Genomic DNA, 14,184 nt, shown 5'->3' on the forward strand with positions numbered 1-14,184 from the left:
TTCGTCTGGTCCGCCGCCTGGTTCGTCGTCGTCCGGTCTGCCGTCGTCTGGTTCGCGGAGGGCGGCTTCGGCTGCCCGGTACGCAGGGCTGGCCGGGGCGGTCCTGCTCGCCGTGGCCGGGTATCTCGGCGGGGCGCTGCCCGACTCCCCGCTCGGCGCGACGCCGGCGTCGATCTGGCGAGCCCCCGACGGGCCGGCGACGCTGATCTGCTGGCTGGCCGGCACCGCGCTGCTTGTCGGCGCGTGGTGGTCGCTGCGCGGAGGTGCGCCGTCGACCCGCTGGGCGTACGTCACCGCAGGGCTGTGGGTCCTGCCGCTGTTGGTCGCGCCGCCGCTGGGCAGCAGGGACGTCTACTCGTACGCCTGCCAGGGCTGGACGTACGCGCACGGCGTCGACCCGTACGCGGTTGGGGTGGCGGCGGCGGGCTGCCCGTGGGTGGAGACGGTGGCGCCGATCTGGCGGGACACCCCGGCACCGTACGGGCCGCTGTTCGTGCTGCTCGCGGCGCTCGCGGTAGGCCTCGGCGGCGGGCTCACCGGGACGATCGTCGCGCTGCGGGTGATCGCCGTGGCGGGGCTGCTGCTGGCCGCGCTCTGCCTGCCCGGCCTGGCCCGGGCGGCCGGAGTGCCGACCCGGCGGGCAGCCTGGCTGGCACTGGCCGGCCCGCTGATCGGCGTGCACCTGGTGGCCGGGGCGCACAACGACGCGCTGATGCTCGGGCTGCTGCTGTCCGGGCTGCTTGTCGTGGTCCGCCGACCGGGCCGACGGTCGGCGTTGCTGTTCGCCGGTGCGCTGCTCGGGCTCGCGGTGACGGTGAAAGCCAGTGCCGTGGTGGTGGCGCCGTTCGCCGCGCTGGCCGCCGTGCACGGTCGCTACACCGTACGAGCGTTGCTGCGCGACGGCGGCTGGCTGGCTGGCGGGCTGCTCGCCGCGCTGCTGGCCTCCTCGGCGCTGTCCGGCCTCGGATTCGGCTGGGTCGGTGGGCTGACCCACAGCGGGGACTCCGAGCAGTGGACGTCACCGCCCACCGCACTCGGCCTGGTGGTGGACTACGCGGGCGCGCTCGTCGGCCGCGACCCGCAGGCGGTGCCCGTGGTCCGGGCTGTCGCGCTGCTGCTGCTCGCCGGGGCGCTTGTGCTGCTGTGGTGGCGAGGCTGGCAGGCGCTACGCGCGTTGAACGACGTCCGGCAGCGGGTACCCCGGATCGAGACGGCACGGCCCCGGGTGGCGCTGCACGGCGCGGCGCTGGCACTTGTCGCCACAGTCGTCCTGTCCCCGGTCTTCCACAGCTGGTACGCCACCTGGCCCCTGGCGTTGCTCGCGCTCACCGCGTCTCGGACGACATGGTTCGTGCTGCCAGCCTCGGCGGCGGCCTTCCTCGCCCTACCCGACGGCACCAACCTGGCCCGCTTCACAAAGGCCCCCGGCGCTCTGGCGATGACCGCCCTGCTCCTGATCCTGCTGATCCGTGCCGTCCATTCCGTCCGTGCGCCCCGTGCCCTGCGTGCCCCCCGCGCCTCCCGAAACACCCGCCGTCCCTGAGCACCGCACGCGTCGCGTAGCCCGAGCTCTTGCCGGGGGAGGGGGCGACGGGGCGACTTGGCGGGGGAGGGGCCGGGAGGCGTAAACGGGCCGGGCCGGCTCCGCCAATTGCGGAGCCGGCCCGGCCGGTGGATCGGGTGACTGCTCAGCAGTCGTAGTACATGGCGAACTAACCGCGCATGGCGACTGACCTGGGGGAGGGGCGTCGATCAAGCCGCTGAGCAGGCCGTATGCCGTATATCAACTTCCATCGTTATCCACTGTTTCCAGGCGGTATCTGTACCCCTCGTGTACCTAATGATCATGGGGTGGTGTTGTGTGCGAGCGGTTCCGATGTTGACCGGTGCGGCATCCCGTCGCGCAGGCTCCGCCCTGCCGGGCCGCGCCGACCTGGTCCAGGTGGAGCGCCCCACTGGACGTACGACCTGGACCAGGTCGGCGCGGTCTGGTTGCCTCCGGTGTGCGACGGGTACCCGGTCCGGGCCGGGGCATCCCAGAGTCGCCGAGGGTTCGGGGCGAGTAGCCCCGGCCGCCGGAGGCCATCCCCGGGTCGTAGGGCCGGAGGCCCTACCCGCCGGAGGCTGGCCGGCGCGTGTCGGAGTCGGAGCCGCAGTCCTCAAACCATCCGTAGTCGTAGCCGATGTTGTCCCAGCAGGAGCGGATCCAGTGCTTTCTGTGCTCAGAGGAGGTTCGCCAGAGGTGCTGCAAGCCGTCGATGAGCACGTCTCGCCGTTCCGGCCCGAGCAGCAGGGGCAGGGCGTGGCAGATGTCGGCAAGGTCGTGGATCTTATCGCGTCGTCTGGTCAGGGTTTCGATCGACGGTTGCTCCTCGCGGGCGGACGCGAGGTGGCGGATGCGCATGAAGGTGAAGTGGAGCAGGTGGGCGGCGGCGCGTTCTGTCGCTGCCTGGGACGGGTCGTCCGTCGACATCGTGGGTGGTCTCCCAGTGAGAGGTATCGGCGCTCACCGTAGAGGTCGCCTTTGACCGCCGGGGCCCAGCATCGCCGCGAGTCGGGAGATGCTGGGCTTCGTGGTGCCCGCTTGTGGTTGGCACGGTCCGGGGTCGACGCGCCGGGAGCGAAGCGGCAAGGCGCGTCGTGCTCCGGAACCGTGCCAGCGGGCCGCTTGCGGCCCGCCTTGAAGACGTATGGAAAGTTCTCACCGGCGAGAACCCAAGCGTAGTTGACTGTTCGCGCTGCGGGCACCTCGCACCAGTCGGGCCGAGTCGAAGGACGGCGGCCGACGTCCCCGCTCTGCGAACGCATTGGCGGTTAGCTCGGGCTGCATAACGATACGCTTCGGCCCTCGGCGTCAGATAGCGGTTCCGAGGGCTTATCTTGTCCTTACCTGTTCACCCAGCCAAGCTCAATTGCATAATTCCGGAGCTTCTTGAGGGCGTAGATAGCGACGTCGGCGCGGTTGGCGGTGCGCAGTTGATCGCCCTTTCGCCACGCGAATTCGATGCAGTGGATCATATCCGCATCGTGGATCGAGACGTCCGGTATCAGGGGGATGAATCCAAGCCTTTTCTCGGACTCAACCTTCTGTGCCTGATCCTTGTCGTGCTCCTTAAGAAACTCAAAAAGCATCCGAGCGAGGGCGGTGTTCAGTTTCTTGTCTCGACCATTCGCGATTGCGCCCTGCTCGACAATGAGAGCGTAGGCGGCCTGCGAGGACCCGCCCGGGTTGCCACGAGTTTCGTACGCCGAACGCTTTTCGCCGAGCAGGTGCCGGCCGATATCGCTGCGCTTGATGATCTTAGCGATCTCAGAAGACCCCTTGCTGTCGACGCCCATCCCAGACAAGAGATCCTTTACCTCGTCAGGTCCATGCGTCCGTAGAATTGGCATCGTTACAGTCGGAGGTAACGCGAGGGCGTGTGCCTCCAGCGTGACAATCGTCTGCGTAAGGAGGCCTCGCCGGTTGCTCCACCACTTGCCCACCTCGCTGGTAGGTGTCACTCCGACAAGGGCGTTACCATCGAGCAGGCCAAACCGAGAGCCTGAAGTAAGCTGCGATAGAACTCCCGTGTCCGGCGACTCTGACGCGTAGAGGATCGTCAAAGACAGCGGCTTTCTAGCGCTCCTCGCTAGCGCGATCTTCTTGGTCATGAAGTCTGCACTGATGCGACGTAAGAACTCGCCGAGCGACGGGAAATCGTCCGGGTCGTAGTCGTGAGGATTAACTAGTAGGTCGATGGCATCGATCTTATTGACGAGCACGACCGTGTCCGTGGCGATCTGCCTCCAGCTCGCACGCGGCGGGCCGTCAACCTCCAGTGGAAGCTTAATGGGGGTCGATCCTGCAATGGTCGTGTACGTGGTCGCCAATTCCTCGGCCAATAACCTCTCGGTGGTGGGCCACAGCACCAGAGCATTCCGACCAAGTGGCTCCCGCAGGAACTGCTTAATCTCTGCTAATTCGATGGGCGAAGCGAGGGCGGCCTCTCGATGATCGATGTTAATCGGGAGAACCCTAGGGTCATTCTCGGTATAATGCTCCCGGCGGTGCAGTTCAACAGCTGCCTTGATGGCCAGAACTGAGAGTTCGCCCGTATAGCGAAGTGTTTTACCGAAGAGGTTGCCGAAGAAGACGGATAGGTTCGATGCCAGGGTTGTCTTGCCCGTGCCGGACGTCGCGACGATCGGGCAGAGAATGCCCTCATCGCGGTACCGCACAGCGTAGCCAGCTTCCTCGATAATCTCGTTGGTCTTCGCACTCGGTGAGACGAGGATTCGAGCGATCTCCTCGCCCAGGTGATCCACGAGGATCTCGTAGCGACTCGGGAACACCAGCTCGTTAAGAAGGTGGGTGCGGCTCAAGGGCACTCCTGCTGACTGGATGAACGATCCTTGCCTAACAGATAACTACACCTGGTCATACCACCCTGGCCGGCTGCGAATGCGCTGACCTAGGTCGGAGATCCAGACCTGTGTGCTTTGGACGGGCAAGCCCCACGGGACGAGCATACGTTCGGCACGGACCAGGGTGCTCTCGGGCCATAGGTGCGTTGATCGCCCGGCGCAGGCAGAATGGCGGATGTGACGAACCCTGATCCCGACGCGGAGTGGTGGACGACGTCGGACGTCGCTGCGTACCTCGGGGTGCGGGTCGGCACAGTGGCGACGTACCGGAAGCGAGGGCAGATGCCCCCGCCCGACCTCACCGTTGGGCGGACGCACGTGTGGCGCCCGGCGCACATTGTCGGCTGGCATGAGGCGCGACCGCGACCGGGTGTCGGCGGTAGATCGCGGACGGAGGCCCAATCGCCCTCGGGCGACGACGCCGAGCGCTAGGCGCTCGGTCCGGCCCTGACTGCCCGCAGCTCGTCCGCGAAGTCCCGCGTCTCTGGCGCGTCCGGGTACTGCTTCGACAGCACTGACGACAGGTCCGTGGCCACCATGGCGAGCGATGGCAGCGACCGGCGGTTGCCACTGAGCGCCTGGCGACCGAGGTCGACGGCGCGGTCCAAGTCGCCCGCTCGTGCAGCCACCACACCAAGAGTGATCTGCGCTTCCGCGACTCTCATCGGCTTACGCACGATGCCGCTGCTGTCCGTGGATGAGCGGATCACCTCGTCCGCGTAGACCTCGGCAAGCCCGTTCTCGCCGACGATCCGGTAGCAGTCCATCGCATAGAAGTCGAACTTGGCCGGGTCGACCACGAAGTGATGATCCAGGTTCTCCGGGTACGGCAGCCCTTCAAGAATGCGGCGGCCCTGGTCTAGAGCAAGCTCGACTTGACGCCGGTCCCCCATGCGTGCCCACGCCTTGGCCCGCTGGGCGGCCAGTTGGACCGCCACGCTGTGACGCGGCGCGGCTGCCTCGCCCGCTTCGGCGGCAGCAACTACACCACGAAAGTCACCTGCGGTCAGCGCGTACCACGCCCGCATCTCCTGCGCCCAACCGATGACGTTCACGTCCCCGGACTCTTCTCCGAGCTGCAACGCTGCCCTGCGGGTCGCCTCGGCTTCGGTGCGTCGACCCATGTCGTACTCGACGCAACCCACCAGAAGGGCGACCGTCCCCGCCAGAGTCAGCAACTCCCGGTGCTGGGCGAGCGTGAGGCGGGCGTCGAGCAGCGCCGTCATGCGCCGCAGCCACGCGTGTCCCTCGACGCGGAGGTCTGCCGAGTCGGCGTAGGGATACTCGCTGCAAAGCCTGTCGGCGGTGATCCTCAGCCCTTCGAGGGTCGCTTGGGATACGTCCGACGCGCGCATGCGGGTCACGATTTCGAGGGTGTCCATGCCAGTGCCGGCTATCAGGGTGTTGTCGATGTCCTCACGGCCACGTCGCGGGAAGAACGCAGCGGTGACGGTGCCGAACGTGGCCGCAATGAGGGCCTTGTAGAAGTCGTCCGGCTCGGCGTTACCCGCCTCCCAGCGCTTCCAGTTGCGAAGCAGGCTGCCGTTCGACGGCAGCTCGGATGAGGCGTGCGCCCGGAGGGCTTCAACCGCCCCTGCTTGCGACCACCCTCGGGCGGCCCGTTCGTTTCGGATGCGCCGAGCCCACAGAGGCCGGCTCTCGCCCGCGCTGCCCGTGTCTCCCATGAGCCCAGTATGGCCCCGCCAGGGGGGTGACAGGGAAGGGGACAGCGGCCTGACCCTGCAGTGACACCTGTCATTGGCTGAGTAGCTGAGCGATCGTCATATCTACAAGTTCCGTTGCCCGGAAGATCACTCGCCCGATGGGGCTGGCGATCAACGGCGCGGTGTCGTAACGTCCGAAGTACTAACTCGGTTAGTACTTCGGCTCATCGAGGGGAGTTGAAGCATGGCCGGAAGGATGTTCGGTGAGCGCCCGGTGGGCGCGGTGACGCTGGTGGAGACGCCGGTGTCGCGGTCGTATGCGCAGAAGGCGCGGGTGGCGTTCCTCGTCGTGGCGGCGTCCGTCGCCCTGGTGGTGGCCGCTACCGCGTCGGTGGCGCTGCCGCTGGTGCTCGCGGTGGTGGTCGGGCTGTTGTCCGGCGGCGTGTGCGGCCTGGTGGTCGCGTGCGTGGTCCGGGTGTGGCCGGCGCTGCGGGTGCTGTGGTGGTGGGCGTTGGAGATCGTCGCTGCGGTCACGGTGTTCGTGGGCATGGCGTACCTGTCTCGGGCGACGCATCCGGCGGTGCCGCTGGTGCTCCTGGCCCTGGTGCTGGGCGTGGTCTTCGGCGTCGGTCGGCTTCGTCGGCGGGTGTCGGCGTGGGTGTGGTGCGTGGTGGTGCGGCACCGGCTGCGGCTCTGCTTCACAGAGTTCATCCGCTCTGCGTCGCGGCTGCATCCGGGTCGGCTGCCGCTGATCCTGTGGGCGCGGCCGACGCCGGCCGGTGAGCGGGTGTGGGTGTGGCTGCGGCCGGGCCTGGACCTGACGGACCTGGATGGCAAGGCGGACAAGCTCGCGGTGGCCTGCTGGGCGGGTGAGGCGCGGATGGTCCGGGCGTCGGCCCGGCATGCCGCGCTGGTGCGGGTGGACATCACCCGCCGTGACCCGCTGACCGGCCTGGTGGCGTCGCCGCTGTCGGCCTGGGTGGCGTGGATGCGTGACGAGGACGCCCCGGTGTCGCCGGCTGTGCCGCCGCTGGGCTTGGACCTGCTCGACGTGCCGGAGCCGGCACCGGAGCAGCGCAACCCGCGCCGCTGAAACCAAGACTCACACGCCCTGACCGGGGTGTGTGCGGTGACCGCCAACAGAGCGGCTCACCTCCAACAATCTCGAAGGAGATCGCAATGGCAAACGACACGACCGTGACGGTGGTCGGCAACCTGACCGCCGACCCGGAGCTGCGGTTCACCCCGGCCGGGGTGGCGCTGGTGAAGTTCACCGTGGCGTCAACGCCTCGGGTGTTCGACCGCAGCTCGGGCGAGTACCGCGACGGTGACCCGCTGTTCCTGACCTGCACCGCGTGGCGGGACCTGGCCGAGCACATCGCCGAGTCCCTGGCCAAGGGCACCCGCGTGGTGGTGGCCGGGCGGCTGCGGCTGTCGCGGTGGGAGAACGAGGAGGGCGAGAAGCGCTCCGCGTACGGCCTGGACGTGGACGAGGTCGGCCCGTCGTTGCGGTTCGCCACCGCGTCGGTGAAGAAGATGGCCCGCTCCCGTACCGGGGACGGGTTCACTCCGGAGACGCCGGCGGACGACCCGTGGTCGACCGCCGCGCCGGCGTCGGCGGCCTGAGCGGAGGTGCGCTGATGTCGACGCTGACCGCCTCCGCCGTACCGGGTGGCATGCCCGCCGAGCCCGTGTCGATCTTCGACCCGGTGCATGTCGGGGTGGACGAGTTCGGCCACCCGGTGCGGGTCCCGCTGATCTACCGCAACTTGTTGATCGGTGGGGAACCGGGCGGCGGCAAGTCGACCCTGCTGAACCTGATCGTGGCTCACGCCGCTCTGTCGCCTGACTGCCGGCTGTGCCTGCTGGATGGCAAGCAGGTCGAGTTGGGTCAGTGGAAGAGCTGCGCCGACGTGTTCGTCGGCCCGGACATCATGCATGCCCTGGCCACGCTGCGGCGGATGCAGATCGTGATGGACAACCGGTACGCCTACCTGGAAGTGGTCGGCCGCCGGAAGACCCAACGCGATGACGTGTTCAGCCCGATCCTCGTCGCGATTGATGAGATCGCCTACTTCTCGGCCACGGTCGGGGACAAGAAGACCCGGGAGGACTTCGCGGGTCTGCTGCGGGACCTGGTGGCCCGGGGTCGGGCGGTCGGCATCATCGTCGTGGCGGCGACGCAACGCCCCTCGTCGGACATCATCCCGACGAGCCTGCGGGACCTGTTCGCCTGGCGGTGCGCGTTCCGGTGCACCACCAACGTGTCCTCCGACATCGTGTTGGGGCACGGGTGGGCAGAGCGCGGTTGGTCGGCCAACACGATCAGCCCGACCAATCCCGGCGTGGGTCTGCTCATCGCCGAGGGTGGCACCCCGCAACTGATCAAGGCCGCGTACCTCGATGACGCGGCCTGCGCTCGCATCGCCATCCACGCCGCCCGCATGCGGGCCAACCGTGGGGAGCGTGCGGCATGAGCATCCGTATCCGACCCCGGCCGGCCACGTCGCCAACCTGGCCGACCGCTACCGATGACCGCCTGTTGCACCCGGACTGGTGCGCCCGAGGGCACGCCTGCGGCCTGGGCGAGCACCGGGCACAGCCGGTGACCCTGCGGGTTCCCGGTCGCGGTGTGGTGGTCCTGACCCGGGTGCTGGCCGCCGACGGCAGCCAGCACGCCGAGATCCGCACCCGCATCAGCCTCGCACCGGGCGACACGAACGCCCGGTCGCACCTGATGCGGATCGTCACCGAGTTCGACGCGGCCCTGCGGCGGATGGTCCGCCCACAGCGCCGAACGCCATAAGAACGGGCCGGCAGCACCGGGATCAGCCCTAGGAAAGCACCCCGGACGCCGCCGACCCGCCCCATCAACAGCCCGGAAGGAGCTGCCGCGATGCACGCTACCCAAAACGCGGTCGCCGAGCAGGTGACCACCCCGGCCCGCACGCTGCGGGACGCCGCCCTGTACCTGTCCCGCCACGGCTGGACGCAGGGCGCCTACTACGACGCCACGTCGGGGTCGTTCACGCCCCCGGCCTGCACGGTCGGCGCGGTCGGCATGGTCTGCTACGGCGGACCTGTCGACGCCCCGGCGCAGATGTTCGACGCCCCGGAGTTCGCCGATTTCGAAGCGGCGTTGACCTACCTGGACTGGTACTTGGCCTGTCGGTTCTCTGACGGCCAGTACTACAAGGGGCTCGACAACGCCTACGACTTCAACGACGCCAAGGGTCAGACCGCCGACGCTGTCATCGCCGTTCTCAACGCGGCGGCCGACGCCTGGGACCGCACCAACGGTGGTGCGGCATGAACAAGAACACCGTCAAGCCCGGCTTGACGCGCACCCGCACCAAGCGCGCCAAGCGGTCGGTGGAAACCACCGAGTTCGACGCGTTCGTACGGCGCATCCTGCGGGCGTACGCCCGTCGGGTCGCTGCCGGCGACATCGAGGCACTGCGGTCGCTCGCGGTGCTGTCCACCGACGTGGACGCCATGACCCGGCTCGCTGTCACCGGCCTGCGTCAGCCTCCGTACCGGTACTCCTGGTCGGAGATCGCCGACCGGCTGGGCGTGTCCCGGCAGGCGGTGCAGATGCGCTACGGCGACCGCGCCGACCGGATCGCCCTGGACGAGCGGATCATCCGCGCCGGCCTCGGCGTCACGGTGGCGACCCTCGCCCAGGTGTTCGCCGATCACCACCCTGGTAGCCCGGCACGGTCACTGTGTCCGGGCTGCGGCTTCCGCTACCCCGACGGGGTGACGGACTGCCCGACCAACGCCACGGTTCGCCCGCTGCTCTACCGGCGGCGCGGCGAGGACACGCAGGCGCTCAGCGTGCTGACGCCTGACCAGTTCGCCGACCTGCACAACCTCAAGACCGCCCGGTCCAACCGGACGGCAACCCGCAGGGCGGCCCAACCCACGCCGCAGTCCTCCGGTGAGGAACCGACCCTGTTCGGCCTCACTGACGGGAGGGCCACGGCATGACCACCAACCCGACCAACCTTCGGCCGGCGGCCGGTGAGCCCCGGTTGGCGTCGATCGCCTCGTGGGCGGTGCTGGCCGCGTCGTTCGGCCTGTCCGCCTCCACCTGGATCGCGCTGGCCGAACTCGCCGGCTTCACCGCCCGCATCACAGTCCCCGGCACCTCGGTCAGTCTCGCCCTGGCCTGGCTGATGCCCATCGCGGTCGACGGCTACGTGGTCGTCGCCCTGGTGCTGTGGATGGCTCCCGTGCCCACACGGGTCGCCGCGTTCGCCAAGAAGAACACCTACGGCGCGGCCGGCATCGGCATCGCCGCCCAATCGGCGTACCACCTGCTCCAAACCAACGCCAACACCGACGAAACCTGGCGCGTGGCCATGGCCGCGATCGTCGGCGCACTGCCGCCGGCCGTCGCCGGCCTGGCCGTGCACATGCGCGCCCTGCTCCGCCGGGAAAGCGGCCGAACCCTGACCGTTGCCACCGGCACCCCGGCGTCCCCGGCACCCGCCGAGACGCCCACCTCAACCGTCACCGTTCCCGCCGTCCCGGCACCGACGCCCGGCCGGCCCGAGCTGCCCATCATGCCCACCATCGACACGGCCGAACCGGCACCGACGCCGGCTCAGCCCGAGATCCCGACCCCGGCCCAGCTCGCCACCCGGATCACCGCACCGCGACCGGCCCCGGCCCCGGAGCCGGCGACGCCCCGGCCCGATGCGACTGCCCGCCCCGCCAGTCCCCGTCCGAGCAAGCCTGATGTCACCCCGGCACCGACGTTGGCACCGTCCACCACTGACACTCCTGTCACCGCGTCTGACGCTGCCCAACTTCCGCTGCCGATCGTGGCCCCGGACCTGCTCGCCCGAGCGACCCGCGTCGCGAAGCAGTACCGCACCGAGCACGGCACGCCGATCACCCCGGGCCAACTGGCCGTCCGCCTCAAGGTGACCTCCGACGAGGCCACGCAAGCCCTCGCGGTCCTGGACCTCGACCCCAACACCGACAACCGACCCGTCCAGCCCGCCAACGGACGCCCCGTGAAGGCGACCCGTTGACCGTCTCGACGCTGACCGTCGTACCCGAAGCACCTGCTTCGGGTACGGCCCCGTGCGCCGAGCCGACCGCCCCACCCTGGTACGCCACCTCCTCCGACATCAGGCTGCAAGCCGCCGCCCGGCTCACCCAACCCGGCCTCGCCGAATGGCTGCGCCACGTCCGCCCGGCCGCCGGCTGCACTCGCCCGATCCGCCTGGTCGGCACCATGGCCACCGTCGAGGCAGCCACCGGCCGCATACTCGCCGAGCGGTCAACGGCCGACATGCCCGACGGCGTCATCTACAAGCCGTGCGGCAACCGCCGCGCCGCCGTCTGCCCGACCTGCTCCAAGCTCTACCAACGCGACGCCTACCAGGTCGTGCGCGCCGGCCTCGTCGGCGGCAAGGGCGTACCAGAGCAGGTCGCCCACCACCCGGCGGTCTTCCCGACCTTCACCGCCCCGTCCTTCGGCGAGGTGCACACCCGCTACGTCAAGCGGCACACCTGCACCCGGCGCACCTCGTGTGACTGCCGGCCCGAGCCGTGCCACGCCCGCCGGGAGTCGACCGTGTGCCCGCACGGCGTGCGGCTGGTCTGCTTCGCCCGGCACGAGGACACCGACGCCCGGTTGGGCACGCCGCTGTGCCTGGACTGCTACGACCACGACGCCCAAGCGGTCTGGAACCTCTCGGCCGGGGAGCTGTGGCGGCGCACCACCATCGCCATCAACCGCTACATGCACCGCCTGGCCACCGCTCGCGGCATCCCCGACGTCCCCGTGACCTCGCCGCGTACCGGTAAGACCCGCTGGGTGTCCCCGGTGCGGCTGTCGTTCGGCAAAGCCGCCGAGATGCAACGGCGCGGCGTCGTGCACTTCCACGCCATCATCCGTCTCGACGGCCGCGACGCGGGCGACCCGGACGCCATCGTGCCGGCCCCGCCGCAGCTCGACGCGGCCGACCTCGTGGCCGCCGTCGACCACGCCGCCGCCACCGTCGGCTTCACCACCGCCGACCACCCCGCCCACCCCGGCGGCTGGCCGATCGCCTGGGGCGAGCAGGTGCTGACCAAGGTGATCACCGTGGCCGGGCGGGGTGAGGTGACCGACGCCCAGGTCGCCGCGTACCTGGCCAAGTACGCCACCAAGTCGACCGAGGTGACCGGCCACGCCTCCAACCGGCTCACCGGCGACACCATCGACATCTACGCCGACGCGACCGGCACCCACACCGAACGCCTGGTCGACGCGTGCTGGATGCTCGGCACGCCCCGGGACTGGCGGCGGCTGCGACGCTGGGCGCACATGCTCGGCTTCGGCGGCCACTTCCTCACCAAGTCCCGCCGCTACTCGATCACCTTCGCCCTGCTGCGCAACCAACGCATCGTGTTCCGCCGCGCCCAGAGCAGCGGGCCGCAGCAAGCCGCGGCCGACACCGAGCCGACGACGCTGGTGGTCAACTTCCTGCAATTCGTGGGTGCCGGCTGGCACACCACCGCAGACGCGCTACTCGCCAACGCATCCGCCGCGATGGCCCGAGAGCACCAGGACGCGGCCCGCGAGTACCTACAGACCCTCGTCGCCTGACGCGCGATCCAGCGTCAAGCCCACCTTGACACCAAACCGGCCGACAGTCGGCCGTCGCACTCGTGGAATGGAGCACTGGACCGATGAGCACGCAGAGGCAGACAAGCGCTGTCGACCGGCTGTGGACGGTGGAGGATGTCTCCGCCTTCCTCGGCGTGCCGGTGGGCACCCTGTACCAGTGGCGGCACCGCCGTTTCGGGCCACCGGCGGCCAAAGTTGGACGGCACCTGAGGTATGACCCGCAGGATGTGCGGTCCTGGGTCGCGGAGCAGGCGGCGTAGGCCATGCCCGTCGATGACCTGTGGTACCTGAACGCGCGTGGCCCTGACGGTGCCCGGGTGCCGTCGAAGCGGCACGGGCGGGGCAAGCGGTGGCGGGTCCGGTGGACGGACAACCTCGGGGAGACGCGTACGCAGTTGTTCGAGCGGAAGGTGGATGCCGACCGCCACGACGCCAACGTGCGCGCCGACCTGAGCCGGGGCCAGTACATCGATGACCGGGCGGGCCGCATCACCGTCGCGGCCCTCGCCTCGCTGTGGCGGGACGCCCAACTCCACACCGACAGCACAACTGTCCGGGTGGAGCACGCTGTCCGGCTCCACGTGCTGCCGGGACTGGGCGCGCAGCAGATCAAGGATGTCCGCCCGAGCCACATCCAGGCATGGGTACGCGACCGGTCGACCGTCCTCGCTCCGACCACGCTGCGGGTGGTCTACACCTACCTCAGTTCGATGTTCGCCATGGCGGTCCGGGACCGGCTGATCTCGGCCAGTCCGTGCGACAAGGGCATCCGGCTTCCGCCGGTCAGCCGGGGGAGCAGGGTCCTTCCCACGGCGGAGCAGGTGCACGACCTGGCGCGTCTGCTGCCGGCCCGGTTGGCCGCGATGGTCTATCTCGCGGCCGGTTGCGGGCTGCGCCTGGGTGAAATCCTCGGCTTGGAGGTGGACGACATCGACTTCGACGTGCGGGAGGTGCACGTCCGACGCCAACTCAAGGTGCTCAAGGGCCGTCAGCCGTTTCTCGGACCGGTCAAGACCAGCACCAGCGCCCGCACCGTCGAGCTGCCTGATGTCGTGGTGGTGGCGCTGCGTCAGCACCTGGCCGACGGGTGCGACGCGGTCGAAGTCGACGACGACACGGACCGTCGCCGGTCGGTCCGCCGGGCCGCACGCCTGCTGTTCAAGGGTGTCGGCGGCGAGCCCGTCAACGCGGCGACCTTCTCGCGGACGTGGGCGAGCGCCCGGGAAGCGGTCGGCCTGCCGGCGCGGTGGGGGATTCACGGACTACGGCACTACTACGCGACGGTCCTGATCCACGCTGGCGCGTCGGTGAAGACGGTGCAGCTCGCGTTGGGGCACAGCACACCGACCATCACGCTCAACACCTACGTGCACGAGTGGCCGGACGTGCTCGACCGGACCCGGCTGCTCATCGACGGTGCGCTCGGCCGACACGAAACGGCGGCCACGCCGGCTGTGAGCCGGGCATGACCGCCGTCCGTGAGGT

General features: G+C 69.4%; 14 protein-coding genes. 11 read left to right on the plus strand and 3 right to left on the minus strand.

Annotated features, from left to right (window positions below; translation table 11 throughout):
• Window positions 1–37: 37 nt before the first annotated feature.
• A complete protein-coding gene (gene mptB / locus ACFY2Q_RS09635; protein WP_387129122.1) occupies window positions 38–1,543 on the plus strand; it encodes a polyprenol phosphomannose-dependent alpha 1,6 mannosyltransferase MptB in 1,506 nt (501 codons plus the stop codon).
• A 567-nt stretch (window positions 1,544–2,110) separates the two neighbouring features.
• On the opposite strand, the gene ACFY2Q_RS09640 is transcribed toward mptB, so the two are convergent.
• From ACFY2Q_RS09640 to ACFY2Q_RS09650, 3 genes are all read right to left on the minus strand, one after another.
• The gene (locus ACFY2Q_RS09640) at window positions 2,111–2,473 is read right to left on the minus strand and encodes a hypothetical protein (protein ID WP_387128795.1); all 363 of its coding nucleotides are present in this window, start codon (window positions 2,471–2,473) and stop codon (window positions 2,111–2,113) included.
• A 413-nt stretch (window positions 2,474–2,886) separates the two neighbouring features.
• Window positions 2,887–4,365, minus strand: coding sequence for a hypothetical protein (locus ACFY2Q_RS09645; protein ID WP_387128797.1), 1,479 nt, complete (start codon window positions 4,363–4,365; stop codon window positions 2,887–2,889).
• Window positions 4,366–4,835: 470 nt separating this feature from the next.
• Window positions 4,836–6,092 carry an XRE family transcriptional regulator gene (locus tag ACFY2Q_RS09650; protein WP_387128798.1) on the minus strand — a complete coding sequence of 419 codons (1,257 nt, stop codon included), beginning with the start codon at window positions 6,090–6,092 and terminating at the stop codon, window positions 4,836–4,838.
• Between the two features lie 223 nt (window positions 6,093–6,315).
• On the opposite strand from ACFY2Q_RS09650, the gene ACFY2Q_RS09655 reads away from it, so the two are divergent.
• The 10 genes from ACFY2Q_RS09655 to ACFY2Q_RS09700 all read left to right on the plus strand — a co-directional run bounded on the left by ACFY2Q_RS09655 (window position 6,316) and on the right by ACFY2Q_RS09700 (window position 14,168).
• Window positions 6,316–7,164, plus strand: a complete 849-nt coding sequence (locus ACFY2Q_RS09655; RefSeq protein WP_387128799.1) for a hypothetical protein — start codon at window positions 6,316–6,318, stop codon at window positions 7,162–7,164.
• Window positions 7,165–7,232: 68 nt separating this feature from the next.
• Window positions 7,233–7,697, plus strand: coding sequence for a single-stranded DNA-binding protein (locus ACFY2Q_RS09660; RefSeq protein WP_387129124.1), 465 nt, complete (start codon window positions 7,233–7,235; stop codon window positions 7,695–7,697).
• A 14-nt stretch (window positions 7,698–7,711) separates the two neighbouring features.
• On the plus strand, window positions 7,712–8,548 hold the full coding sequence (locus ACFY2Q_RS09665) for an FtsK/SpoIIIE domain-containing protein (protein WP_387128800.1): 837 nt from the start codon (window positions 7,712–7,714) through the stop codon (window positions 8,546–8,548).
• Entirely contained in the window at window positions 8,545–8,877 is a 333-nt protein-coding gene (locus ACFY2Q_RS09670) for a hypothetical protein (protein ID WP_387128801.1), read from the plus strand. The genes ACFY2Q_RS09665 and ACFY2Q_RS09670 overlap by 4 nt, the downstream gene beginning before the upstream one ends.
• A gap of 90 nt (window positions 8,878–8,967) precedes the next feature.
• The gene (locus ACFY2Q_RS09675) at window positions 8,968–9,384 is read left to right on the plus strand and encodes a hypothetical protein (protein WP_387128802.1); all 417 of its coding nucleotides are present in this window, start codon (window positions 8,968–8,970) and stop codon (window positions 9,382–9,384) included.
• Window positions 9,381–10,061, plus strand: coding sequence for a hypothetical protein (locus ACFY2Q_RS09680; protein WP_387128803.1), 681 nt, complete (start codon window positions 9,381–9,383; stop codon window positions 10,059–10,061). Before ACFY2Q_RS09675 ends, ACFY2Q_RS09680 begins: the two co-directional genes overlap by 4 nt.
• The gene (locus tag ACFY2Q_RS09685) at window positions 10,058–11,113 is read left to right on the plus strand and encodes a hypothetical protein (protein ID WP_387128804.1); all 1,056 of its coding nucleotides are present in this window, start codon (window positions 10,058–10,060) and stop codon (window positions 11,111–11,113) included. The genes ACFY2Q_RS09680 and ACFY2Q_RS09685 overlap by 4 nt, the downstream gene beginning before the upstream one ends.
• The gene (locus ACFY2Q_RS09690; protein ID WP_387128805.1) at window positions 11,110–12,678 is read left to right on the plus strand and encodes a replication initiator; all 1,569 of its coding nucleotides are present in this window, start codon (window positions 11,110–11,112) and stop codon (window positions 12,676–12,678) included. The genes ACFY2Q_RS09685 and ACFY2Q_RS09690 overlap by 4 nt, the downstream gene beginning before the upstream one ends.
• A gap of 83 nt (window positions 12,679–12,761) precedes the next feature.
• A complete protein-coding gene (locus ACFY2Q_RS09695; protein ID WP_110565749.1) occupies window positions 12,762–12,959 on the plus strand; it encodes a helix-turn-helix domain-containing protein in 198 nt (65 codons plus the stop codon).
• Window positions 12,960–12,962: 3 nt separating this feature from the next.
• Window positions 12,963–14,168, plus strand: a complete 1,206-nt coding sequence (locus ACFY2Q_RS09700; RefSeq protein ID WP_387128806.1) for a tyrosine-type recombinase/integrase — start codon at window positions 12,963–12,965, stop codon at window positions 14,166–14,168.
• Window positions 14,169–14,184: the final 16 nt, after the last annotated feature.

Source organism: Micromonospora sp. NPDC000316, assembly GCF_042898885.1.
GTDB lineage: Bacteria > Actinomycetota > Actinomycetes > Mycobacteriales > Micromonosporaceae > Micromonospora.

Excerpts from the sequence above, each read along its gene's own strand:
- ACFY2Q_RS09640 (WP_387128795.1), bottom strand. The coding sequence starts at position 2,473 with ATGTCGACGGACGACCCGTCCCAGGCAGCGACAGAACGCGCCGCCGCC.
- ACFY2Q_RS09650 (WP_387128798.1), bottom strand. The coding sequence starts at position 6,092 with ATGGGAGACACGGGCAGCGCGGGCGAGAGCCGGCCTCTGTGGGCTCGG.
- ACFY2Q_RS09655 (WP_387128799.1), top strand. The coding sequence starts at position 6,316 with ATGGCCGGAAGGATGTTCGGTGAGCGCCCGGTGGGCGCGGTGACGCTG.
- ACFY2Q_RS09665 (WP_387128800.1), top strand. The coding sequence starts at position 7,712 with ATGTCGACGCTGACCGCCTCCGCCGTACCGGGTGGCATGCCCGCCGAG.
- ACFY2Q_RS09670 (WP_387128801.1), top strand. The coding sequence starts at position 8,545 with ATGAGCATCCGTATCCGACCCCGGCCGGCCACGTCGCCAACCTGGCCG.
- ACFY2Q_RS09675 (WP_387128802.1), top strand. The coding sequence starts at position 8,968 with ATGCACGCTACCCAAAACGCGGTCGCCGAGCAGGTGACCACCCCGGCC.
- ACFY2Q_RS09680 (WP_387128803.1), top strand. The coding sequence starts at position 9,381 with ATGAACAAGAACACCGTCAAGCCCGGCTTGACGCGCACCCGCACCAAG.
- ACFY2Q_RS09685 (WP_387128804.1), top strand. The coding sequence starts at position 10,058 with ATGACCACCAACCCGACCAACCTTCGGCCGGCGGCCGGTGAGCCCCGG.
- ACFY2Q_RS09695 (WP_110565749.1), top strand. The coding sequence starts at position 12,762 with ATGAGCACGCAGAGGCAGACAAGCGCTGTCGACCGGCTGTGGACGGTG.
- ACFY2Q_RS09700 (WP_387128806.1), top strand. The coding sequence starts at position 12,963 with ATGCCCGTCGATGACCTGTGGTACCTGAACGCGCGTGGCCCTGACGGT.